24 protein-coding genes and 1 tRNA gene are annotated in these 23134 nt (G+C 69.9%); 11 read left to right on the top strand and 14 right to left on the bottom strand.

From position 1 onward, the window contains the following. Nucleotides 1-289: 289 nt before the first annotated feature. The 5 genes from DK368_RS03235 to DK368_RS03215 all read right to left on the bottom strand — a co-directional run bounded on the left by DK368_RS03235 (nt 290) and on the right by DK368_RS03215 (nt 5631). Nucleotides 290-1099 (bottom strand): DUF305 domain-containing protein, encoded by an 810-nt coding sequence (locus DK368_RS03235; RefSeq protein WP_114392136.1) that lies wholly within the window; start codon nt 1097-1099, stop codon nt 290-292. 47 nt (nt 1100-1146) lie between these two features. Continuing rightward, complete coding sequence (locus tag DK368_RS03230; RefSeq protein WP_114392135.1) at nt 1147-1572, bottom strand: hypothetical protein; 426 nt, start codon at nt 1570-1572, stop codon at nt 1147-1149. Nucleotides 1573-1716: 144 nt separating this feature from the next. Further along, on the bottom strand, nt 1717-2256 hold the full coding sequence (gene infC, locus DK368_RS03225; protein ID WP_114392134.1) for a translation initiation factor IF-3: 540 nt from the start codon (nt 2254-2256) through the stop codon (nt 1717-1719). 108 nt (nt 2257-2364) lie between these two features. Further along, nucleotides 2365-4365, bottom strand: coding sequence for a threonine--tRNA ligase (gene thrS / locus DK368_RS03220; protein WP_114392133.1), 2001 nt, complete (start codon nt 4363-4365; stop codon nt 2365-2367). A 177-nt stretch (nt 4366-4542) separates the two neighbouring features. Next, nucleotides 4543-5631 (bottom strand): porin, encoded by a 1089-nt coding sequence (locus DK368_RS03215; protein ID WP_162305841.1) that lies wholly within the window; start codon nt 5629-5631, stop codon nt 4543-4545. A gap of 160 nt (nt 5632-5791) precedes the next feature. Here DK368_RS03215 and DK368_RS03210 point away from each other — a divergent pair, with 160 nt between their 5' ends. Both DK368_RS03210 and DK368_RS03205 read left to right on the top strand, forming a co-directional pair. Next, entirely contained in the window at nt 5792-6499 is a 708-nt protein-coding gene (locus tag DK368_RS03210) for a YggS family pyridoxal phosphate-dependent enzyme (protein ID WP_114392131.1), read from the top strand. 101 nt (nt 6500-6600) lie between these two features. Further along, nucleotides 6601-6691 (top strand) — tRNA-Ser (locus DK368_RS03205). A gap of 456 nt (nt 6692-7147) precedes the next feature. Here DK368_RS03205 and DK368_RS03200 read toward each other — a convergent pair. After that, entirely contained in the window at nt 7148-8320 is a 1173-nt protein-coding gene (locus tag DK368_RS03200) for an alpha/beta hydrolase family protein (protein WP_114392130.1), read from the bottom strand. Nucleotides 8321-8382: 62 nt separating this feature from the next. On the opposite strand from DK368_RS03200, the gene DK368_RS03195 reads away from it, so the two are divergent. After that, entirely contained in the window at nt 8383-9432 is a 1050-nt protein-coding gene (locus DK368_RS03195) for a helix-turn-helix transcriptional regulator (RefSeq protein ID WP_114392129.1), read from the top strand. A 42-nt stretch (nt 9433-9474) separates the two neighbouring features. Here the strand turns inward: DK368_RS03195 and DK368_RS03190 are convergent, their stop codons facing one another. Next, nucleotides 9475-10227: an SDR family oxidoreductase gene (locus DK368_RS03190; protein WP_114392128.1), complete on the bottom strand. Its 753-nt coding sequence runs from the start codon at nt 10225-10227 to the stop codon at nt 9475-9477. A gap of 169 nt (nt 10228-10396) precedes the next feature. Beyond that, nucleotides 10397-11515 (bottom strand): DUF418 domain-containing protein, encoded by a 1119-nt coding sequence (locus tag DK368_RS03185; protein ID WP_155524456.1) that lies wholly within the window; start codon nt 11513-11515, stop codon nt 10397-10399. 120 nt (nt 11516-11635) lie between these two features. Here DK368_RS03185 and DK368_RS03180 point away from each other — a divergent pair, with 120 nt between their 5' ends. The 4 genes from DK368_RS03180 to DK368_RS03165 all read left to right on the top strand — a co-directional run bounded on the left by DK368_RS03180 (nt 11636) and on the right by DK368_RS03165 (nt 14287). Then, nucleotides 11636-12196: a TetR family transcriptional regulator C-terminal domain-containing protein gene (locus tag DK368_RS03180; protein WP_114392126.1), complete on the top strand. Its 561-nt coding sequence runs from the start codon at nt 11636-11638 to the stop codon at nt 12194-12196. Between the two features lie 109 nt (nt 12197-12305). Then, nucleotides 12306-13442: a DUF2157 domain-containing protein gene (locus DK368_RS03175; protein ID WP_162305840.1), complete on the top strand. Its 1137-nt coding sequence runs from the start codon at nt 12306-12308 to the stop codon at nt 13440-13442. Between the two features lie 4 nt (nt 13443-13446). Continuing rightward, on the top strand, nt 13447-13941 hold the full coding sequence (locus DK368_RS03170; protein WP_114392124.1) for a GDYXXLXY domain-containing protein: 495 nt from the start codon (nt 13447-13449) through the stop codon (nt 13939-13941). A gap of 22 nt (nt 13942-13963) precedes the next feature. Then, nucleotides 13964-14287 carry a putative quinol monooxygenase gene (locus DK368_RS03165; RefSeq protein WP_162305839.1) on the top strand — a complete coding sequence of 108 codons (324 nt, stop codon included), beginning with the start codon at nt 13964-13966 and terminating at the stop codon, nt 14285-14287. On the opposite strand, the gene DK368_RS03160 is transcribed toward DK368_RS03165, so the two are convergent. Beyond that, nucleotides 14241-15032, bottom strand: a complete 792-nt coding sequence (locus DK368_RS03160; protein ID WP_114392122.1) for an RluA family pseudouridine synthase — start codon at nt 15030-15032, stop codon at nt 14241-14243. The two genes, DK368_RS03165 and DK368_RS03160, sit on opposite strands and share 47 nt — an antisense overlap. A gap of 229 nt (nt 15033-15261) precedes the next feature. Here DK368_RS03160 and DK368_RS03155 point away from each other — a divergent pair, with 229 nt between their 5' ends. Next, nucleotides 15262-15504 carry a hypothetical protein gene (locus tag DK368_RS03155; RefSeq protein ID WP_114392121.1) on the top strand — a complete coding sequence of 81 codons (243 nt, stop codon included), beginning with the start codon at nt 15262-15264 and terminating at the stop codon, nt 15502-15504. A gap of 67 nt (nt 15505-15571) precedes the next feature. Here DK368_RS03155 and DK368_RS03150 read toward each other — a convergent pair whose 3' ends face one another. Then, nucleotides 15572-16225 carry a phosphoribosylanthranilate isomerase gene (locus DK368_RS03150; protein WP_114392120.1) on the bottom strand — a complete coding sequence of 218 codons (654 nt, stop codon included), beginning with the start codon at nt 16223-16225 and terminating at the stop codon, nt 15572-15574. After that, nucleotides 16222-16989 carry an orotidine-5'-phosphate decarboxylase gene (gene pyrF / locus DK368_RS03145; protein ID WP_114392119.1) on the bottom strand — a complete coding sequence of 256 codons (768 nt, stop codon included), beginning with the start codon at nt 16987-16989 and terminating at the stop codon, nt 16222-16224. Before pyrF ends, DK368_RS03150 begins: the two co-directional genes overlap by 4 nt. Before the next feature lie 270 nt (nt 16990-17259). On the opposite strand from pyrF, the gene ilvD reads away from it, so the two are divergent. Further along, nucleotides 17260-19125, top strand: a complete 1866-nt coding sequence (gene ilvD, locus DK368_RS03140; RefSeq protein ID WP_114392118.1) for a dihydroxy-acid dehydratase — start codon at nt 17260-17262, stop codon at nt 19123-19125. A 56-nt stretch (nt 19126-19181) separates the two neighbouring features. Further along, a complete protein-coding gene (locus tag DK368_RS03135; RefSeq protein ID WP_114392117.1) occupies nt 19182-19841 on the top strand; it encodes a TetR/AcrR family transcriptional regulator in 660 nt (219 codons plus the stop codon). A 24-nt stretch (nt 19842-19865) separates the two neighbouring features. Here the strand turns inward: DK368_RS03135 and DK368_RS03130 are convergent, their stop codons facing one another. From DK368_RS03130 to DK368_RS03120, 3 genes are all read right to left on the bottom strand, one after another. After that, a complete protein-coding gene (locus DK368_RS03130) occupies nt 19866-20258 on the bottom strand; it encodes a response regulator (RefSeq protein ID WP_114392116.1) in 393 nt (130 codons plus the stop codon). Beyond that, nucleotides 20255-21859: a sensor histidine kinase gene (locus DK368_RS03125; protein ID WP_114392115.1), complete on the bottom strand. Its 1605-nt coding sequence runs from the start codon at nt 21857-21859 to the stop codon at nt 20255-20257. The genes DK368_RS03130 and DK368_RS03125 overlap by 4 nt, the downstream gene beginning before the upstream one ends. Nucleotides 21860-21963: 104 nt before the next feature. Continuing rightward, complete coding sequence (locus tag DK368_RS03120) at nt 21964-22566, bottom strand: class I SAM-dependent methyltransferase (RefSeq protein ID WP_114392114.1); 603 nt, start codon at nt 22564-22566, stop codon at nt 21964-21966. Between the two features lie 117 nt (nt 22567-22683). Here DK368_RS03120 and DK368_RS03115 point away from each other — a divergent pair, with 117 nt between their 5' ends. Continuing rightward, complete coding sequence (locus DK368_RS03115) at nt 22684-23133, top strand: DUF1178 family protein (RefSeq protein ID WP_114392113.1); 450 nt, start codon at nt 22684-22686, stop codon at nt 23131-23133. Nucleotide 23134: the final 1 nt, after the last annotated feature.

The raw sequence follows: 23134 nt of genomic DNA, 5'->3' as shown, positions 1-23134 counted from the left end.
CGGGACGAGAGGGGCCGCACCGCCGCTGCCGGCGCCGACAATGACGGCGCCGGCGGGGCCGGGTCCGGTCCGGGGCGGCGGCAAGCGGCCACGCTCCGGCGAAGGCACAAAAGGTCGCGGACAAGCGCTTGTCCGCGACCGCCCAGCCGCGCGATAGGGCGGTTCCCATCCTGTCCGCGTACCGCGCTTTTCCCGCAGCGGAGAGGGGGCAGGAGACACAGGACGTCATCGGCGCCGGGCCACGGGCGGCAGCCATTGTCAAAGCCGCCGGTAAAACGCCTGCGATCCCTCATCCGCCCAGACGGGCCAGGATGGCCTGCATGGCCGCGATTTCCGCCTGCTGGGCGATGATGATCTCCCGCGCCAGATCCTGCACGAAGACATCCCGCCCGTAGGCCAGGTCCAGCCTGGCCATGTCCAGGGCTCCGGCATGATGGGGGATCATGCCGCGCAGAAAGTCGATATCCGCATTCCCGGTCAGGGGCACGTCCATGCCCGCATGCATGTCGGCCATGACCGTGGCCCAGGCCGCGGCATAGGGCACCCCCGGGCCGTGCCCCATGGATGCCTGATCCATGGCCCCATGATCCATCGACGCATGATCCATGGCCACGTGATCCATGGCCGCGTGATGATGCTGGTCGCCCCCATGCAGCATCATGGCCGGCTTGGCCGCCGCCTGGGCGGCTCCGGGCCAGTTCCCCAGATGGCGTGAGACCACCAGCCCCTCCATATCCTGGATCTCCCGCTGCTGGTCCCAGAGGATGTTCTGGGCCAGGGCGCGGACCTGGGGATCGCGGGCGTGGCGCAGGGCCAGCTCCGCCATGGCGATGGCGCCGCGGTGATGGGGGATCATGCCCAGCAGGAAATCCAGGTCGGCCTGTCCGGACAGGCGGATGTCCATGTCGGCATGCATGCGGGCCATATCCTCGGCCCATTGGCCGGCATAGGGTGCCGTTGCGGTAGCGGATGTGCCGCCCGGTGCGGCGGGGGTGGGATGGTGGTGCCCATGGCCCGCGGTCTGGGCGGCGGCTGCCAGGGGCAGCGACAGGAGGACGAGCGCCAGCGGCGCGGCCAGGATCGGGGAACGGATCATCATGGTCCGGTTAACCTTCGCGAACAGGAAGACGGCAGGCGGCGATGCGGTCAGCGGCGAAGGGAGCACCGGGGCGGGCGATGGGCCGGCTGCGGCGCACGGCCGGCGGCACGATCCTGGACCGGACGGGCGAAGGACAGGCGGACGGGAACGGGCACAGCCACAGACAGGGCTGGAACAGGCGGGATCACCTGCCCCAGACACAGGCGCAGGCAATCCACATCCATCTGGTCCGGATTCATGTGGCCGGGTTCGACGACCAGGCGGGCCTTATCCCGTCCCGCGGATGCGGCCGCGGGAGCGGCCATGCCATGGCAGTCGGGACCGGCGGGGAACACACCCGCCGGAGCGGCCGCCGCCGCGGCAGCCGGGCGGACCGGATGCACCGCCGCCAGCACCGGCACCGCCGTTCCGGCCAGCAGGGCCAGGGCGGTCAGCAGGCTGAACAGGCGATGGAACAGACGGCGGCGGATCATGGCCCGTTGAGGTGGGCGCCGTCCCCCCGGCCTGCAAGGGCCGGAAACGCGAAATCCCCGCCGCGGTCGCCCGGGCGGGGATTTTGCAGCCGCCATGAACACAGGCGGCAGGGCAGCGGCAGTGCGGATGCCCGGTGCGGCGCGTCAGCGGGGCGCCAGCACCATAATCATCTGCTTGCCTTCCAGGCGCGGCATCTGTTCGACCTTGCCCAGGTCTTCCAGCGCATCGCGGACCTTGACCAGCACATTCATGCCGATGTCCTGGTGCGCCATCTCGCGGCCGCGGAAGCGCATGGTCACCTTGACCTTGTCGCCCTCCTCCAGGAAGCGGCGCATGGCCTTCATCTTGATCTCGTAGTCATGCTCGTCGATACCGGGACGGAGCTTGATTTCCTTGACCTCGATGACCTTCTGCTTCTTGCGGGCCTCGTTGGCCTTTTTCTGTGCCTCGTACTTGTACTTGCCATAGTCGAGGATCTTGCAGACAGGCGGGTCCGCGTTCGGGCTGACCTCGACCAGATCGAGGCCGGCCTCTTCGGCGGCGTAGAGCGCATCGCGCAGACTGACGACGCCCACCATCTCGCCATTGGCATCGACGAGACGGACGGCGCGGACATTGATTTCACGATTGATGCGGGGACCGTCGCGTTGCGGTTCGCGGTCCTGAGGGGTAGGCCTGGCTATGGAACATTCTCCTTCGAATGGGGGCGGCCGCCGGGGGCCTCGTGGCCTGGCCGGGGCGGCGGCGCGCCCAGTGTTTCACGCAAAGAGTTTCACTCAGTCTGATATAGTCTAAAACGCGGAATCGGTCGAGTCGTCAACCGGCGACACGGCCGGCGGCTGCGCCTCTGCCGTCAACTTAGCGATGGCGTCGGCAAGGGCAAGCACTTCCTGCTGTTGCGAGCCCAGCCGGCGGATGGCCACGCTGCCCTGTTCGGCCTCGCGGGCCCCGACCACCAGCATGACCGGCACCTTGGACAGGCTGTGTTCGCGGACCTTGAGGTTGATCTTCTCGTTGCGGGTATCGGCCTCGACGCGCAGGCCTGCCTTGCGGCAAGCCGCCGCCACCGTCTCGGCATAGGCGTCGGCGTCGGAGACGATGGTGGCCACCACGACCTGCACCGGGGCCAGCCACAGCGGGAACTTGCCGGCATAATGCTCGATCATCATGCCGATGAAGCGCTCGAAGCTGCCCAGGATGGCCCGGTGCAGCATCACCGGCCGGTGCTTGGCTCCGTCCTGGCCGACATAGCTGGCGTCCAGCCGTTCCGGCAGCACGAAATCCAGCTGCAGGGTGCCGCACTGCCAGGACCGGCCGATGGCGTCGGTCAGGTGGAATTCCACCTTGGGGCCATAGAAGGCGCCCTCGCCCGGCAGCTCCTCGAACGCCAGACCGTTGGCGCGCAGCGCGTCACGCAGCCCCTGCTCCGCCTTGTCCCAGACGGAGTCGGCCCCGGCCCGCACATCCGGCCGCAGGGCCAGCTTCACGTCGATCTTATCGAAGCCCAGATCCTTGTACACGCCCAGCTGCAGCTTGAAATACTCCGCCGCCTCCGTCGGGATCTGATCCTCGGTGCAGAAGATGTGGGCGTCGTCCTGGGTGAAGTTGCGCACGCGCAGGATGCCGTGCAGCGCGCCCGAGGGTTCGTTGCGGTGGCAATTGCCGAATTCGGCGATGCGCAGCGGCAGGTCGCGGTAGCTCTTCAGCCCCTGACGGAAGATCTGCACATGGGCCGGGCAGTTCATGGGCTTCACGCCCAGATACTTCTCGGTCCCGTCCTCGGCCACCGACTCCCGGATCTTGAACATGTTGTCGCCATACATGTCCCAGTGACCGGAGGCCCGGAACAGGCTGCTGTCGTAGAGCTGCGGCGTGCGCACCTCCACATAGCCGGCGGCGTCCAGCTTGGCGCGCATATAGCGTTCCAGGGCGCGGTACAGCGCCCAGCCCTTCGGGTGCCAGAACACGCTGCCGGCCGCTTCCTCCTGCAGGTGGAACAGCCCCATCTCGCGGCCGAGCTTGCGGTGGTCCCGCTTCTCCGCCTCCTCGATCTGGTGCAGATGCTCGGCCAGTTCCTTCTCGGTGCGCCAGGCGGTGCCGTAGATGCGCTGGAGCATGGCGTTGCGGCTGTCGCCGCGCCAATAGGCCCCCGCCACCTTCATCAGCTTGAAGGCATGGCCGACCCGGCCCGTGCTGGGCAGGTGCGGGCCGCGGCACAGATCGTACCATTTGCCCTGGCGATAGATGGTGATGGTCTGATCGGCCGGCAGATCCTCGATGATCTCGGCCTTGTAGTTCTCGCCGATCGACTTGAAGTGATCGATGGCCGCATCGCGCGCCCACACCTCGCGGGTGAAGGGCGTGTTACGGTTCACGATCTCGTGCATCTTCTCTTCGATCTTCACCAGATCCTCGGGCGTGAACGGCGTGTCCCGCGCGAAGTCGTAGTAGAAGCCGGTGGCGATGGCGGGACCGATGGTCACCTGGGTGCCGGGATACAGCTCCTGCACCGCCTCGGCCATCACATGGGCGGCGTCGTGGCGGATGAGCTCCAGGGCGTCCGCCTCGTTCTTGTCGGTGACGATCTCCAGCCTGGCATCCTGCTCGATGGGCAGGGCCAGATCACGGAGCTGGCCGTCGATCCGGGCGGCGATGGCCGCCTTGGCCAGGCTCTTGCTGATGGAGGCCGCGATCTCGGCCGCGGTAGTGCCCCGCGCCACGGTGCGCACACTGCCGTCGGGCAGCGTAATGGCAACCTGGGCGTCAAGAACGGGCACGTCGGCCGAAGACATGATGGTTTTCCTCGCGATACGGCAGAAGAATACAGGGGTTCGGACTTTGGGAACCGCCGCCCCGCATTGTCAAGGCCCGGAGATGGGCGAATTTTACATGGTTGCAACGGGTATCCGGCGGGGGACGGCTCTGCCGCCACCGCATCCCCCCGCCCGCTGCGCCCGATCGGAGCCGGATCAGTAGCGGACTTCCGCCACCAGGCTGCCGACCCAGCTTTTGCCGTCGGCACCGCCATCCTTGCGGTCGGCATCGTAGCGCACCCCGTCGACCCCCAGGGTCAGATGCTCGCGCACGCGCCAGGACAGACCCAGCCCATAGGCGGTGTAATCCAGCTCGCGCCGGGTCCGGCTGTCGTTCCAGAACAGGGTCAGGCCATAGGGACCGTTCTCGTAGGTGCCCTGGACCGTCAGCCCGTCGGTGTCATGCCCGTCCAGCCGGGCGCTGTCGCCGTCATCGCTCCAGACGGCGCCGAGCGAGAAGCCGCCATAATAGACGAGACCGGCCAGCTTCAGGCTGCGCGTGTCCTCGATCCCCGGCGTCTGGCTGTCGCCCAGCACATAGCCGGCGGCCAGCTCATAGGACCAGGCGCGCACATCGCCGCGGTAGTTCAGGCCGAATTCCCACAGATTCTCCTCCGCCGGCAGGTCCGAGGCCTTGCGGATCTCCTCGACCAGGCTCTTGCGCTCGCCGGACCAGGACAATCCGGCGCGCAGGCCCATCAGGCGCGGCGTCTCATACAGGATCTTGGTGGCGTCGTCGCTGTCGCGGCCCAGTGGGCCGGTGGGGGGCGCGGCGCCGGCGATCCGGGTCCAGAACCCGTCCATCTCCCCGCCGACCAGGGTCGGCAGCAGGTCCACGGCGCGCTTGGCCGCCCCGTCCTCGTCACCCAGCTTCAGCCGTCCCCAGGCCGAGGTCACATAGACATACCCCTCGCTCAGGGTGAATTTCGAATTGGTGCCGGGCCGGTCCAGGCTCTTCTCATAGTCGCCGGACCCCAGCGTGCCCGACAGGCCGTAGACCAGCCCGCTGTCGGTGGTGATGGACCAGTCGCCGGTCACGCCATAGCCGGCATAGCCGCTCCAGCGGTCGCCGCCGCGCGCCGGGTCCGTGGTGTAGACTCCGCCCAGCTGGCCCACGGCCTGCCAGGTGAAGTCCTGCTCGGCGGCCAGCGCCGGCCGCGGCATCAGGATCGGGACGGCCAGCAGCAGGACCGGAACCAGGGGGGCCGGCAGCAGGGAAAGCGTCGGCAGCGGGGAACGGCGCATGGGCTCTCGCGGGCGGCAGTTGAAGAGAACGCGAAAACGGACTAGGTGGGCGCTGTGGCACAGGCGGCGGGGTGGTGGCAAGCCCCCATGCCGCCGGCCATGGCAAAGGTCGCCGTCCCGGCCGACTTTGTCCACCCTCAGCCGATCCGGAAGCCCCGCCATGTCGCACAGCCCCCTTCCCCCCTCCGATGATGTCGCCGCCAATCTGGCCGAGGTCCGCGCCCGCATCGGCACGGCGGCGGAGCAGGTGGGGCGCGACCCGCGGGGCGTGACCCTGGTGGCCGTCAGCAAGGTGCAGCCGGTGGAAAAGCTGCGGGCCGCCCTGGTCGCCGGCCAGCGCGTGTTCGGGGAGAACCGGGTGCAGGAGGCCAAGGCCAAATGGACCGATCTCAAGGCCGACTATCCCGATGTCGAGCTGCATCTGATCGGCCCGCTGCAGACCAACAAGGTCAAGGAGGCGGTGGCCCTGTTCGACGTGATCCAGACGGTGGACCGGCCCAAGCTGGCCCAGGCCCTGGCGGCCGAATGCCGCAAGCAGAACCGCTGGCCGCAATTCTTCGTCGAGGTCAATACCGGCGAGGAGCCGCAGAAGGCCGGCATCCCCCCGGCGGAGGTCGGCGCCTTCCTGGCGGCCTGCAAGGCCGACTACGGCATTCCCGTCAGCGGCCTGATGTGCATTCCCCCCGCCGAGGAGGAAGCGGCCCTGCACTTCGCCCTGCTGGCCGATCTGGCCAGGCGCCATTTCGTGCCCGGCCTGTCCATGGGCATGAGCGGCGACTACGAGGTGGCGGTGCGCCTGGGCGCCAGCCATGTGCGCGTGGGCACCAGCATCTTCGGCGCCCGCCAGACTCAGCCGGCGGAGGGCTGACTCCCGGGCCGACCCGGGGCTGGTTCCACAAAGGGTACGGGGTGGAAATTCTGCGCTTGACCGGACGGAGCGGCTTGATTAGGGTCCGCCTCCGTTCCAGCGGAGGGGTGGCCGAGTGGTTGAAGGCGCTCGCCTGGAAAGCGGGTATACGGCAAAACCGTATCGTGAGTTCGAATCTCATCCCCTCCGCCATTTCAATCCCAAGCTGGGCATCGCGGTGATGCCGATTTCCCTCCGGAAACGGTGGACAGCTTGCGGAACCGCTCTCCCTGCGAATGCCGGTGCGCACGCATCCGTCTCCCCCGACAGGTGGCGCCCCGGTGCGTCACGCCGGCGAGGCGGCGCACCGGGGCGGGCGTGATCGCGGAGCGATTGCAGACCGACGATTCGCACTTTCGCACCGGACCGGGGAGATTGACGACACCTGATCCGGACGGCGTCATGACGCTGTGGGGCGTCTCCATCGGAATCGAACGGCCCGAACGGCCGGGTCACCCTGCCGCATGCATCAACCAGCGGCCCCCTGTGAACGGAAGCGGCGGCGACGCTCCTCCATAAGGGCGAGCACCTGTGCTCCCCCGGCACCGTGACATGGGCCGGGGTGGATCCGACCGTCAGTCCTGTTGCACATAATATGTCGTGCACCAATTAGGAACCGAAACGGCGGCGCATCCAGTCGAAGAACGTGGCGTGCCACAGCGTCGTTGCCCCGAGTTGGCAATGCTCGGCTCCGCCGGAGGCTTGATCGTAGACCTGTATTTCGACCGAACGGGCCTGTTTCAGCGCGGAGGTGAAGGCATCGACCTGCGACAGGGGAACGAAGTGATCCGAGGCGCCGGCCAGAACCAGAACATCTGCCCCGATCCTGTGGGCAACGGGCGCCAGCGTGTAAGCCGAACTCGCCGCCAGCAAGTCCGCAACGCTGCCGACCCCGAAGGTCCAGCAGCCGTTCTCCATGGCCCATTTCACACCCGGAAGCCGGCCTTTGACCGGGTCCGCAGCCAGTGCGCCATAGGCCTGGCACAGCGCACCGAAATCGAACAGCACGTCAAAGGCGACCAGACCGTCGATCCGCGCGTCGAACGCCGCCGCGCGCGGTGCGAGATAGCCCCCCATGCTCATGCCGACCAGAACGATCCCCGGCGGCTTGGCATAGTGGGCCAGGAAATGGTCGAGAACGGCGCCGTTCGGCTTTTCCCATGCGTGGGTAAAGGACAGCCCATGACGACGCAGCGCAGCACCCTGGCCGGGGCCTTCATAGGTCAGGACATTGTAGCCCCTGTCATTGGCGTCCTTCGCCAGCATGAAATAGAGTTCTTCCAGTGTGCTGTCATACCCGCCGACAAAGAGGATGAGGGGCTGCTGGTCGCCACCCGGGGCCGGATAGAAAATCGCACGCAGGCGGCCATTTTCATAAGGAACCTCGAACCGCTCGAAGGGAACGCCGAGCGCCTGTAGTCCGGCATCGAAGGTGGCAATCTGGGCGGACCAGGCAATCTCGCGGCGCGGATCGGCGGGCGGGAGCAGGAATTCGGCCGTCCGCCAATAGGTATGGGCACGCTGCAGCCCGAGTCCTCTGCTGATCGGATCACGATTGTCACGCACGCGGTCTTCGTTGCGCCGCGCCGTGGCGGAGAACGCATCATACCAGGCACCGGCATCCCCTTCGGGAATATGGGCGATGGTCTCAAGCACCTCGTTCACGTCCGCCCCGCCGGCCGCGACATCGTTGAGAACACGCAAGGCCTGGAAATGAAAGGTCTGGTCGCCAAACAGGCGACGGGTGCCGGTGACGGCAGCGGGGGTCGCGAGATCCGTCATGGTCGGGCCTCCTGCGATGTGGGTTGCGGAGACAGAAGCCTAGCGCACTTCTGGCAAAGGATTTGATTTTCCGCGCCAAACATTTGATTTTCGACGCCATGCTGACGTTATGTCCCGGCGTGACAGCCGCGCGCGAACTTTTCGATACCATTTCCGCAGCCGCGCTGCGGGCCGGCCTCGTTTCCAGAAGCGACGTCCGGACGATAAGCGGGGCGCTGGCCGATCAACCCGTTTCGGCCCGCCTCAACGAGCGCGTCCTGCTGCACCTCTGGTCGCTTCTTGCCCTGCGTCATGGCGGCAGTGACATCGGGGCGATTCTGGCTCTGCAGGTGCCCGTCGACAAACTCGGTCTGCTGGGCGAGGTGATTTCCCATGCAGCAACACCGGCCGAGGCGTTCGATCAGGTGGCCCGGTTCAGCCGGCTCCTGAACCAGCGTGCGCGCATCGGACAGACCCGCACAGCCGGGCATTTGCGCCTTTCCTACGAAGGCAGATTGCAGGCCGGCACAGATCAGGCCGGGCTGGAGGCGGGCATCATCTGGTCTCTCGCCCATCTCGCACTTCTACCCGGCCGCTTATTCGGTACCGGGGTTCTCCCGGAGCGGGCCACGCTGCCCGGCAGTCCGCCCACGGACATGACCATGCTGCAACCGGTCTTCGGCCCCTCGATCGACTTCGAGGCGGCCCAGCCTGGACTCCATTTCGCCATTGCGGCATTGCGAGGGCTGCACAAGGCGCCGGAGACACGCCTGCTTTCGCATCTCGAAGGTGCCGCCGCGCACTATGTCGCCGCCCTGCCGCCGTGCGACCGCCTCTGCGACCGGGTCCGCGCCGTCCTGGACGCCAATCTGGCGGGCGGACCGCCGCCGCTGGCGACGATCGCGAAGCATCTGGGGATTTCCCAACGCTCCCTGCAGCGGGCGCTGACTGCGGAAGGCACGAGCTTCGCCCGGATTTTGGACGATATGCGACGGGAGCGGGCAAAGGCGCTTCTGGCGGACGGACGGCAGTCCCTCGGTGCCATCACCTATCATCTCGGCTATGCCGACCAGGCGATTCTGAGCCGGGCGGTCCGGCGCTGGTTCGGCGCTCCGCCCCGCAGCTTGCGCTGACCCTGCGCGCAATGCCCGATAGTGGCCCATTGATTGGCACAGCTAGAGCTTGGTGATCGAGTTCCCGCCATCGGCCAGCAGCGCCGTGCCCGTGATGAAGGAGGCGGCGTCGGACAGCAGGAACAGGGCGGCACGGGCGATCTCTTCCGGTGCGGCCATGCGCTTCAGGGCATGCATGGCCCGCACGACCGCGTGGAAACCGGGATCGTCCCCGGCCATCGGCGTCAGCGTGCCGCCGGGCAGAAGGGCGTTGGCGCGCAGTCCCGCCGGCCCGTGCTCGGCGGCCAGCACCTGCACAAGACCGATGAGTCCGGCCTTCGCCGCAGCATAGGCGCCCATGCCCGGCAGGCCGATCGTATGGCCCACGAAGGAGGACGTGAACACGACCGAGCCGCCGCCCGCGGAGAGCATGGCCGGAATCTGATGCTTGGCCGCATAGAAGGCCGATGTCAGGTTGACCCCGATCACCTTGTGCCAGGTGGCGCTGTCCATCTCGGGGATGGGGCCGAGGTCCCCGGTGATGCCGGCGTTGTTGAAGGCGCCATCAAGCCGTCCGAACCGGTCGAGCGCCTGTTGCACCAGGGTCGCGTGATAGGCTTCCTGCTCGACATCCCCGGCAACGGCGACAGCCGTGCCGCCATCGGCCGTGATGCGGGCCACATGCTGGTCGAGCAGCCCGGCGCGGCGCGCGCCCAGCACCACATTGGCCCCCTGCTGCGCCAGAAGCCTGGCGGTGGCCTCGCCGATTCCGCTGCTGGCGCCGGTCACGATGATTGTCTTGCCCGTCATCTGCATGGTCGAAAATCCTCCGTGATGGTGGAAGGGCAGATACGGGATCGGCGCGGGCAGAACGACCCGATTGTTGCGATGGACCGGGAACCGTGCCGATTGCCCCCGGTCGCGGCCACGGCCCCCCTTGCGCTCCGGGCCTCCCCGGGAGAAGGCCCCCGGCCGGTGATGTCTGTCAGCCGGCGGCACCATAGGTGATGCGGCGCAGGAGAATCTCCAGCGGTCCCCGGCCAAGACGGCCGGCCAGCACGCCGACGATCAGCATGGCGGCCACCGCCACCAGCAGGCCAATGACGGCCAGCCCCGCCTGTCCGACCTGCCCGAACAGGCCCAGCCCATAGCCCCCGAAGACAAAGCCGGCCAGCACGCCCTGAAGCACATAGGCGGAAAGCGAATTGCGCCCGGCCCGCTCCAGGAGAGGCGGCAGCGTCATCCGGTCCGACAGCCGCAGGATCAGGTGCAGATAGACGGCGGCCAGGGCTGGCGCCCCCAGCGTGATGGAGGTGACGGCCAGCAGGGCCGGCCAGCCATCCGCCACCGCCGCCATCCCGCTGGTGGTGGCGGCATAGAGCAGGTTCAACGGTACGCCGATGGCGAGCAGGACGGGCTGGGCAGCCGCCAGCCGCTGGCGCCCGGCACTGCCGGGGGTCAGGAACGTCGTCCGGGCCGCGGCCAGACCGGCCGCGAATGCCGCCAACACGAGCGGCCCCTGGAGCAGCATCAGCATCAGCACGGTCGGCGGCCAATCCCGCAGGCGAACGGCGAGGGCCGCGGAATAGCTGTCCCCCAACCCGGCCGTCGGCGGCACACCGCCCGGCCCCGCCGGGATCAGCAGCAGGGCGAGGGTCAGCACCACCGCCAGGGGAATCATCGCCGCCGCCAGCTGCAGCAGACGCCGTGGCGGAAGACCGCGTGCGGGCCAGATCAACAGACCGGCCACGGCATAGAGCAGCAGGATGTCGCCGGTGAACACCAGCACCCCGTGCAGGATGCCCAGCAGGGCCAGCCCCGCCAACCGGCGGCCATAGCGGCCGGCGAAGGCAACCCCGGCTTTCTGCGCGGCAAGATCCTGGATATGCATGCCCCAGCCGAACAGAAAGGAGAACAGCAGGAAGAACTTCATCTGGAACAGGGCTTCGACGGCGAAGGCGGCGCTGCGGTCGAGCAGGGCCGGTGGCGGTGACATCGCCTGTTCCGTCGACAGGCCAAGGAACGGCATGTTCACCAGACAGATCCCGATCAGCGACAGGGTACGGATGGTATCAACAGCGCCATTGCGATGTGAGGCGGCCATGGTATGACTCGTGTTGAGCGTTTGCTCAAACAGCATTTGAGCAAACGCTCAATATTGTCAAGCCGCCCTTGCCCGGCATAGCGGCAGGGCGGGCGCGATCCGGAACGGGGAGATGCGGAGATGACAACCACCAGCCGGCGCGACCGCATCCTGGCGGCCACCATTGACCTGATGCTGGAACAGGGGCTGGCCACGACCACCCGTGCCGTCACCGAGCGGGCCGGTGTCGGCACCGGTCTGCTGAACCATTATTACCGCTGGCCGGATCTGCGGGCGGCCGCCTGGGCCGCGATCTTCGCCGCCGTCACGGCAGAGCAGTTTCCAGCAGACGCGGAGGCCGACATCGCGCTGGAGCGGTACTTCGCCAAGGCCTTCGCCCCGGACGCGGCCATCTATTGGAAGCTGTGGACCGAGGCGGTGGACCTGGCGACCAGCGATCCCGCCATGCGGGCTGCGGTGGCGCAGGCACAGGCCGACCTCGACGCCGGCCTGACCGCCCTGTTGCGCCAGGGCATGACATCTGGTTATTGGCGGCTGCCCGACGCGGAAGCGACGGCCCAGCGCCTTGGCGCCCTGCATGACGGCTTGGCTGGCCTGTTGCTGGCCGGCATCGGCCATCTGGGCGCCGGGCAGGCGGAACAGCATCTGCGCCAGGCCTTCCGTCTGGAATGCGGAACCTGACGCCCCGCATCACCTCCGCAATAGTCCGCGTCATGATAGGATGCCGCGAACGCGAAGCGTGCCAGGACCGGGAATGGCTCTTCTCAACCGTCCTTACGTTGCCGGAACAATGGATCGCCGCCTGACGGCCTGGACCGAGGCCGGGCTGATCGATGCCGCCACGGCCGCGCGCATCCGCGCCTTCGAGGCCGGGCAGGCGCGGCCGGGCCTGTCGCACGGGCTGGCCGTGCTGGGCAGTTTCGCCATGGCCTTGGGGCTGGTGGCCATCATTTCGGCGAACTGGGACGCCATCCCGGTCTGGCTGAAGCTGGGCACGCATCTGCTGCTCAATCTGGGACTGGGCGCCGCCGCCTGGATCTGGGCCGAGCAGAAGGGCAGCCTGCGGCTGGAGGCCGTGCTGCTGCTGCTGTCCGCCTCCACCCTGGCCCTGATCGGCCATATCGGCCAGAGTTTCCATCTGCAGGGCGGCCCGACCGGGCTTCTGGGCGGCTGGCTGCTGCTGGTCACCCCCTTCACCCTGGCCCTGGCCCGGCATGGGCTGCACCGGGGCCTGTGGACCCTGGGGCTGCTGCTGTTCCTGGGGTCCGCCCTGTCGGACCATGCCGACCGACTGGCGGCACACCACCTGTTCGGCGCTGCCCTGGTGCTGCCCATGGCCGTGGTCCTGGCCGCCCGGATCCCCCTGGCCCGGCTGGACCACGGCTGGGCGGACCAGGCCGCGGCCCTGGGCCGGGCGTCCGCCCTGGCCCTGCCCAGCCTGCTGCTGCTGACCGACGGCTTCTCGCCCCACGACCTGCCGGACGGCACCGGCCAAGGGCTGCTGGTCATGGCCGGTGCCGGAATCCTGCTGCTGGCGGCGGAGCTGGCGGCGGGACCGACGACGGGATCGGCGGACCGGCGGCGGCGCTGGCCCCTGGCCCTGCTGCTGGGCCTGTGCCCCGCCCTGGCCGCCCTGCCGGGGCTGATCGCGCTGCCGGGCCACGGGCTGGCGCAGGCCATGCTGTTCTGCCTGCTGTGGATCACCGTGGCCGCTTTGTCGCTGCACGCACAGCGGCCCGGCCTGTACCGGCTGGCGGTGACGCTGGTGGCGCTGCGCGTCTTCATCGTCTTTCTGGACGCCGCCGCGGGGCTGATGACCACGGGCCTGGGGCTGATCCTGGCGGGCGCCGTGCTGATCCTGCTGGGGGCGGCGGCGCGCCGGGCCATGGCCTGGGGGCGCCAGCGCATCCGGACCGGGGAGGGCTGAGACAATGCGCCGCGCGCTGCCGGCCCTGCTGCTTCTGCTGCCGACCCTGATCCTGGGCGGCTGGGCCGCGACCCTGGCCCTGACGCGGGACAGCCGCCCGTTCCTGGACATCGCCCTGCGCGGCGTCGATCCCCGCGACCTGCTGCGCGGCCATTATCTGACGGCCCGGCTGGACCTGCCGGAGATCGAAGGGAGCGACGGTGGCGCGGCCGACAGCGGCACGGCCGGCGCCGCGGCCTGCGTCTGCCTGGACCCGGACGGGGCCGATCCCCTGCGCCCCCTGCCGCGGCGGCTGCCGTCCTGCGCCGCGGCGGTCCTGGCCCGGTGCCCCTATCCGCTGCGCGATCCCGGCCAGACCTTCCGCCTGTACCTGCCGGAGGACAAGGCGCCGGAGATCGAGCGGCTGCTGCGCGCGGGCGAGACCCGGATCACAACGCGCGTGTTCTTCCATGGCGACGGCCGCGTGGATTTCGGCCCGCCGGCCATCGCCGCCCCCTGATCCCCTGCCCGAGGAGAGTGCCATGTCCCGTCTCGTCCGCCTGATCCGGCTGGAGGTGCAGCCCCCGGTTCTGGAGAGCTTCCTGGACCGGCAACGGACCAATGTGGCCGGCAGCCGCGCCGAGCCGGGCTGCGTGCAGTTCCGTATCGGCCGCTCGCCCGAGGAGGAGCGGCCCGGCGGTCCCGCCATCTTCTATCTGTGGGAAGAGTTCCGCGACCCGGCGGCGCTGGAGGCCCATTTCGCCAGCCCGCACTTCCAGGCCTGGAAACACTGGCTGGACAGCCTGCCCGACGGCACCGTCACGCGCCGGGCGCTGGAGATGCGGCCGGCGTGGCCGGAGGACTGACCGGGGCATCGGCCGGGGCATCGGCCGTGGACACCGCTTCCCCCGCCCAGCCGCAGGCGGCCAGGGCCGCCCGCATGTGCGGCGGCACCGGGGCCACCGCCGTCACCGGCGGCTTGCTGGCCTGGATCGGCACGGTGATGCTGCGGCTGTGCAGGTGCAGGGCCAGCGCCTGCCCTTCGGGCGTCTGCGGCTTGCCGCCATAGACGGGATCACCCAGCACCGGGCAGCCCAGCAGTTGGCAGTGGACGCGGATCTGATGGGTGCGCCCGGTCAGCGGGTTCAGTTCCAGGAAGGCGATGGGACCGATGCCCGGCAGGCTGGCGCGGCCCAGCACCCGCCACTCCGTCACCGCCTTCTGCCCGTCCTCGGCCACGATCATGCGCCAGCCGCGCCTGGCGTCGCTGCGCTTGGCCAGGGCCGCATCGACGCTGCCGCCATCGCCGGCGGGGCCGCCCAGCACCGCGGCCCAGTAGGTCTTCTTCACCCGCCCGTCCTGGAACAGGATGCCCAGCTTGCGCAGGGCCTTGGGATGCCGCCCCAGCACCAGACAGCCCGAGGTGTCGCGGTCCAGCCGGTGCGCCAGGGCCGGCGGCCGTGGCAGGCCGAAGCGCAGCGCCTCGAAATGCCGTTCCAGATTGTCGCCGCCTCCCGGCCCGGCATGCACGGCCACACCGGCCGGCTTGTCCAGGATCAGCATCAGCCCGTCACGGTGCAGCAGGCGGGATTCGAGATCGAGCGGGGTCATGGGGCCGGACCAGATGCGAAAGGGATCAGGCGCCCGGTATAGCGCCCCCGGGCGCCCGGTGGAACTGTCGGCGCCGCTGCCGCTGGAAAAGCGGACCACCCCGCCGGCCCCGGCGGTTGGGCCTGCATCCGGATGGACAGGGGCGCTCCCCACCCTTGCCCCGTGCGCCGCGCCGCCATCTGCTGTAGAAGGGGAGAGGACGGCGGACCGGCAGAGATGAGGCGGGGTCATGGTTGAGACACGGCGGACCGGGGCGGGCGGCCCCAGCGCCCCCTTCGGCGGCGGCCCCGTCATCGGCAGCGGCGAAGGCCGCGGCACCACCCCGGCCCGGCCCGCGGGACGCATGCCGGCCCCCGGCCGCGCCGGCAACCGCTGGCCCAATCCGCTGGAACTGGCGGCCCTGATGGTGGACGGCATCCTGCGCCTGCCGGCCCGCTACCGCCGCGGCATGTTCATGGACATCCTGGTCTGACCCGTTCCCGCCCGGGGGCACGTTCCCGCCGGGGGGGGGCCGATCGCGGTCTCAGCCGATCGCGGCTTCAGCCGGGCGTGGCTCCGCGGGCGGCCCGCAGGAAGGCCAGGATGCGCGCCGGGTCCTTGTGGCCGGGCCGGTCCTCGACACCGGAGGAGACATCCACGGCCGGGGCGCCGGTGGCCCGCACGGCGTCGGCCACCGTTTCCGGCGTCAGCCCGCCCGACAGCATCCAGGGCCGGCGCCAGGAACGGCCGGCCAGCAGCGACCAGTCGAAGGACAGGCCGTTGCCGCCGGGCAGGGCGGCCACGTTCTTCGGCGGCTTGGCATCGAACAGCAGCCGGTCGGCCACATCCTCATAGGCGGCGGCCGCGTCCAGATCGGCGCCGTCGGCCACCTTGACCGCCTTCATCACCTCGATGGCGAAGGAGTCGCGGACGGCCTTGACCCGCGCCGGCGTCTCCTCCCCGTGCAGCTGGATCAGGTCCAGCGGCACGCTGCCGACCACCTGCCGCAGCAGCGCGTCGTCGGGATCGACGAACAGGCCGACCAGCCGCATGCCGGTGGGGGCCATGCGCGCCAGCTCCGCCGCCGTCGGCACCGTCACGCAGCGGGGCGAGCGCGGATAGAACACCAGCCCGACATAGCGGGCGCCGCCCTCGACGGCGGCGGCCATGGCCACCGGTTCGGTGATGCCGCAGATCTTGACCTGGACGCTCATGCCCCCAGCTCCGCGGCGATGCGGGCGGCGGCGGCGGCCGGATCGGCATCGCCGGTGATGGGACGGCCGATGACCAGATGGTCGGCCCCGGCCTCCACCGCCTGGCGCGGCGTCATCACCCGTTTCTGGTCGTTGGCCGCGGCCCAGGCCGGGCGGATGCCCGGCACCATCAGGGCGACGTCGGGTCCCAGCTCCGGCCGCAGCGCCGCCACCTCCGCCGGGGAACAGACGATGCCGTCCACACCGCTGTCGCGGGCCAGCAGGGCCAGCCGGCGCACCTGCGCCGCGGCGGGAGCGGCCTGACCGACGGCGGCCAGATCCTCGTCCCCCAGGCTGGTCAGCACGGTGACGGCCAGGATGCGCATGCGCGGCTTGCCCAGACGGGCCGCCTCCTCCCGCGCCGCCGTGGCCGCCGCCCGCAGCATGGCCGGCCCGCCGGCGGCATGCACGGTCAGGAAGCGGGGGGCCAGCGCTGCGGCCGAACGCACGGCCCCGGCCACGGTATTGGGAATGTCGTGCAGCTTCAGGTCCAGGAACAGCGGCAGGTCCAGGCCCGCCATGGCCGCGCGGATGCCGGCCGGCCCCTGGGCCAGGAAGAACTCCAGCCCCAGCTTCACCCCGCCGACATGGCCGGCCACCCTGGCCGCCATGGCCCGCGCCCCTTCCACATCGGGCATGTCCAGGGCGACGAAGACGCGGCCGCCCGGCGTCAGCGGGCCGGTCCCGGCGCTGGCGGGGCTGGAAGCGGGGGGGATGGCGGTCATGGCGGACTCCGGTCGTCGGGCGGAAAGGGGCGGCGGGTTCCCCCGATGTAGCGCGGATGCCGCCCGGGAGAAAGGGCGCACACCCGCGGGTCACCCCTGCCCGGCAGCGGGCGGGGACGCTGCCCGGACCGGCGGCGGCAGTCTGCCGCGGCGGAACCGGGACGGTGGACGCCGTTGCAGCATTGTCATGCCCGCCGCAGCGGCCTAAATGTAATATCCTTATCAAGTTGCACATTCTTTTCCGCCATTTCTTACACGAGGCCCCGTACCGTGCCGCAGCTCCGTTCCCGCACCTCGACCCATGGCCGCAACATGGCCGGCGCCCGCGCCCTCTGGCGCGCCACCGGGATGAAGGATGGCGATTTCGGCAAGCCCATCATCGCCATCGCCAACTCCTTCACCCAGTTCGTGCCCGGCCATGTGCATCTGAAGGATCTGGGTCAGCTGGTGGCGGCGGAGGTGGCGGCGGCCGGCGGCGTGGCCAAGGAGTTCAACACCATCGCCGTGGATGACGGCATCGCCATGGGCCACGCCGGCATGCTGTACAGCCTGCCCTCGCGCGAGCTGATCGCCGATGCGGTGGAGTACATGGTCAATGCCCACTGCGCCGATGCGCTGGTCTGCATCTCCAATTGCGACAAGATCACGCCCGGCATGCTGATGGCGGCCATGCGGCTGAACATCCCGGCGGTCTTCGTCTCCGGCGGGCCGATGGAGGCGGGCAAGGTGGTGCTGGGCGACGGCCAGACCAAGGCGCTGGACCTGATCGACGCCATGGTCATGGCCGCCGACGACCGCGTGTCGGACGAGGATGTGGCGCGGACCGAACGCTCGGCCTGCCCCACCTGCGGCTCCTGCTCCGGCATGTTCACCGCCAATTCCATGAACTGCCTGACCGAGGCGCTGGGCCTGTCCCTACCCGGCAACGGCACGGTGGTGGCCACCCATGCCGACCGCCGGGAGCTGTTCCTGGAGGCGGCGCGCACCGCCGTGCGCATCGCCCGGCGCTATTACGAGCAGGACGACGAAAGCGTGCTGCCCCGCTCCATCGCCGGCTTCAAGGCGTTCGAGAACGCCATGTCGCTGGACATCGCCATGGGCGGCTCCACCAACACGGTGCTGCATCTGCTGGCCGCGGCGCAGGAGGGGGGCGTACCCTTCACCATGGCCGACATCGACCGGCTGTCCCGCCGCGTGCCCAACCTGTGCAAGGTGGCGCCCGCCGTCTCCCATGTGCATATCGAGGATGTGCACCGGGCCGGCGGCATCATGTCGATCCTGGGCGAGCTGGACCGGGCCGGGCTGCTGCACACCGATGTCGGCACGGTCCACAGCCCCACCCTGGGCGCGGCGCTGGACCGCTGGGACGTGGCCCGCACCCGCGATCCCGACGTGCACCGGTTCTTCCGCGCCGGCCCCGGCGGCGTGCCGTCGCAGGAGGCGTTCAGCCAGTCGGCGCGCTGGGCGGAGCTGGACCTGGACCGCACGGGCGGCGTCATCCGCGACAAGGCCCATGCCTTCAGCCAGGATGGCGGTCTGGCTGTGCTGTTCGGCAACATCGCCGAGGAGGGCTGCATCGTGAAGACGGCCGGGGTGGACCAGTCCATCCTGCGCTTCACCGGCCGCGCCCGCGTGTTCGAAAGCCAGGAGGATGCCGTCTCCGCCATCCTGGGCAACCGCGTCGAGGCCGGCGACGTGGTGGTGATCCGCTATGAAGGCCCCAGGGGCGGCCCCGGCATGCAGGAGATGCTGTATCCCACCAGCTATCTGAAGTCGAAGGGGCTGGGCAAGGCCTGCGCCCTGGTCACCGACGGGCGCTTTTCCGGCGGCACCTCCGGCCTGTCCATCGGCCATGCCTCGCCCGAAGCGGCGGAGGGGGGCGCCATCGGTCTGGTGGAGGAGGGCGACCGCATCGAGATCGACATTCCCGCCCGCAGCATCCGGCTGGCCGTCGATGACGGGGAACTGGCCAGGCGCCGCGCCGCCATGGAGGCCAGGGGCGAGGCCGCGTGGCGGCCGGCCAGCCGCGACCGGCACGTGTCGGCGGCGCTGCAGGCCTATGCCGCCCTGACCACCTCCGCGTCCCGCGGGGCGGTGCGCGATGTCGGCCAGCTGACCCGCGCCCGCCGGGGGTGAGCGGAAAGGGCCGGACGGGCCTTGACCCGTCGGGCCGGGCCGGCCTAGCAACAGGAATGGTCGAGACCCCTCCTTCCCCGTCGGAGGCCGCCGGGCGGCCGCAGCGGCGATCCCAGGACCAGCGGCGGCGCGACATGCGCCGGCGGCTGGTGGAGGCCACCCTCGACAGCCTGTCGGCCAACGGGTATGCCGGGGCCTCCCTCTCCGACATCCTGGGCCGGGCCGGCGTGTCCCGCGGGGCCTGGGCCCATCATTTCGCCAGCAAGGGCGAGCTGGTGGCCCTGGCAGCGGAGGACATGCTGTTCCAGTCCGTCGCCGCCGCCCGCAGCGTGGCGGCCATGGCGCCGGACCCCGGCCAGGACCGGCTGGACCTGCTGCTGGAGGCGGCCTGGTCGCGCTTCTACCAGGGCCGCCACCGCGACGTGCTGTTCGAGGTGGCGCTGGCCTGCCGTACCGACGCCGACCTGCAATCCCGGCTGGCCCCCGTGTTCCGCGCCTTCATCGCCGCCGTCGGCGAAAGCTGGGGCGCCTCGCTGGGGCAGACCGACCTGTCCCCGGCCCGCCTGGGCGAGCTGATGACCATGAGCGTCTATCTGCTGCGCGGCATGTCCATCCAGGAGGTCGCCACCGGCGGCGGCAGCGCCACAGAGCACCGGGCCCTGCGCCGGCTGTGGGTAACGATGATGCGCGACCGCCTTGCCGCCGGGTCACAGTGAGCGCTCCCGACCGGGGGAACTGTCTCAACCGATCCCCAGCAGGCCGCGCACCGTGCGCAGCAGCGCCTCGGGGTCCAGGGGCTTGGTCATGACCGTTGTCCCTGGTCCCGACAATCCTTCCGCCTCGGGATCGCTGGACATGTAGCCGGTGACCACCACCACGGGCAGGTCGGGCCGGGCCGTCCGCAGGCGGCGGACCAGATCGGCGCCGCCAAGGCGGGGCATGCGCATGTCGGTGACCAGCAGGGCCGGCGGATCGGCCTCGGCCAGTTCCAGCGCCCGCAGCCCGTCATGGGCCAGGCTGACGCGGAAGCCCCGGCGCTTCAGGAACCGTTCGAGCGCCAGGGCGCTGATGGCTTCGTCATCCACCAGCAGCAGGTGGACGGGTGCCGTGTCGGTCATGGCCGCCTCCGTCATGGATGTCCTCCCGGGTCCTGCCGCTGCGGCAGGGTGATGCTGAAACTGGCCCCGCCGGGCCGGGAGTGGCCCTCGATCCGGCCCCCCATGCCGCCGATGATGCTGGCGCAGATCGACAGACCCAGCCCCATGCCCTTGTCGCCATCCTTGGTGGTGAAAAAGGGATCGAACAGATGGGCCGCCGCCTCCGGCGACAGTCCGGTGCCGTTGTCTTCCACCAGGATGCGCACGGCCGCCCCCTCCGCCGCCGCGGACAGATGGATGCGTCCGGGGGGAGCGGCGGGATCGGCCTGCCGCCGCTCGCCAATGGCGTCGCGGGCATTGGTCAGCAGATTGATGACCACCTGTTCCAGCCGGTTGGGCTGACCCTGCACCGGGGGCAGGCTGTCCGGCATGGCCAGCGTCAGCGCCACATCCTCGCTGGCAAAGGAACGCTCCAGCAGGGACACCGCCCGGCGCACCGGCTCCGCCGGGTCGAAAGCGGCCGGTTCGCGCGTCTCGCGGCGGCCGAACTGCCGCATCTGATCGACGATGCCGCCCATGCGCGCCGACTGGTCGCGGATGGTGACCAGCCCCTCGCGGACATAGTCCAGGTCGGGCGCCGTCTCGGCCAGCACCTCGACGCAGTCGGTGGCGGTGATGCGGATGGCGTTCAGCGGCTGGCTCACCTCGTGGGCGACACCGGCGGCCATGGTGCCCAGGGTCGCCAGCTTGGCCGCCTGCGCCAGGTCCTGCTGCAGCGCCCGATAGGCGGTGAGATCGCGGACGGTGCCGATGATCTGCACCACGGTACCGCTTTCCGGCTCCAGCACCGGGGCCAGCAGCGTCTGGAACACCTGCCGCCGGCCCGATATCTCGTCCTGTGTTTCGAACTGCACCGGCGCCCGGGTGCGGATGGCGGCGCCGGCCTGCCGCTCCAGCATGGCGCTGGCTTCCGCCGACAGGATATCGCCTGGGACCGCCCCGATGACCCCGCTTTCGCCGCGCTCCAGCAGCCGCAGCAGCACCGGGTTGGCCGCCGCATAGCGCAGACTGCCGTCCGGCTCCACCGCCAGCACGAAAATGGCGTCGGCCGCATTGTTGACGATGCCGGCGTAGCGCGCCTCGCTGGCCCGCAGCGCCTTGATGGCCTCGTTCAGCCGGGCATTGCTGTGGCGCACATCCTCCTCGGCCCGGATGCGTTCGGCGATCTGGGCCGACAGGGCGGCATTGGCCTGGCGCAGGGCCGCCGGGCTGGGCAGCGCCAGGGCGCGGGGGATCAGCGGCCACAGCAGGGTGGCCGTGGCGATGGAGACGATGGCGGTGAAGCCCTTCACCAGTCCCTCCGCCACGTAATTGGCGTTCCACAGGGTCCAGGCCCCGAAGAAATGGGTGGTGCCGCAGGCGAAGATGAAGGCGCCGAACAGCAGGAACATCCATTTGTACGCCAGATCGCGGCGGCGGCGGGCGAAGACCACCAGTGCCACCGGAATGGAGAAATAGGCCAGCCCGATGGCACCGTCGGACAGCAGATGCAGCCAGATCAGCACCGGGTCCCACAGCAGGCACATGCCATGCGGCATGAAGGGGGCCGGATCGATGACGAAGCGTAGAGCGTCCATGTCTCCCTGTCCTCCCGGCGCCTATCCGGCGGGCAGGGAGTTTATATGCATTCTTATGGTTCTGGCGAACAAACCATATGGACTATAACAATCCAACGACAGGCTCAGACCGCCGGCAGCGGCCGCGGTTCGGGATCCCCGCCGAGATCGGGCACTGCCGTCCGGTCCTGCACGGCGCACAGACGCTGGACCACGGCGGCCTTGGGGCTGGCGACCTCGCCATGCTCATAGGCCACGACCTGGAGCCGGCCACGGACCAGGTCCAGCAACTCGCCGCTGCGCAACAGGAAGGCCGGGCTGGACGGCCGGCCGAAGCGCTGGTTGCCCTGGGCGAAGGTCTCGTACAGCAGCACGCCCCCCGGCTCCAGACTGTCCAGCAGGGCCGGGAACAGGGGACGGTACAGGTAATTGGTCACCACGATGCCGGCGAACCGCCCGGTCAGCGGCCAGGGATTGCCGTTCTCCAGATCCGCCTCGACCAGCGTGACCATCGGCTGATCGCGCAGGTCCGCCACGCCCCGCAGATCCCGATCCACACCGGTGACGGGATGGCCGCGGTCGCGGAACAGGCGCAGATGCCGCCCGGCGCCGCAGGCCAGGTCCAGCACCGTCCCACCCGGCCGCAGCAGCGGCGCGAAGCGCGCCACCCAGGCCGCGGGCGGGCCGGCCAGCGGATGCGGGACCGCGGGTGGAACGGCTGGCGTCATGGCACGGCTTCCCTGCAAGGATGCGGCTTGCTGAACCGCTTTGCCCTACCACATTGTGCAGTGGATGTGACACCTCTGTTGCCGAGATTCCGAGGACCCGGGCGGCGGACCGCGACGATGATCCTGTTTGAACTGAAATGCAGCCATGGCCACCGCTTCGAGGGCTGGTTCCGCAATGGCGCGGCCTATGAGGCCCAGGCGGCGGCGCAGGCCATCACCTGCCCGGTCTGCGGCGACAGCGGCATCGACAAGGCGCCGATGGCGCCGCGCATCGCCAAGGGCCGGCCCGAGCCGGCAGCGGCCGCCATCCCGGGCAGCGGCGGCGATGGTGCCGGGGACAAGGCACAGCAGGCGGAGATCCTGACGCAGCTGCGGGAACTGCGCCGCAAGGTCGAGGAGTCCGCCGATTATGTGGGCGAGCGCTTCGCCGAGGAAGCGCGGCGCATCCATTATGGCGAGACGGACGCCCGCGCCATCTATGGTGAGACCAGCAGCGACGAGGCCGAGCGGCTGCGCGACGAGGGCGTGCCCGTGGCCCGCATCCCCTGGGTCCCCACCGGCAACTGAC

This window comes from Oleisolibacter albus (assembly GCF_003336875.1).
Taxonomy (GTDB): domain Bacteria; phylum Pseudomonadota; class Alphaproteobacteria; order Azospirillales; family Azospirillaceae; genus Niveispirillum; species Niveispirillum album.
The sequence above is the reverse complement of the archived record's forward strand: the minus strand, read 5'-3'. Positions and strand labels throughout refer to the sequence as shown.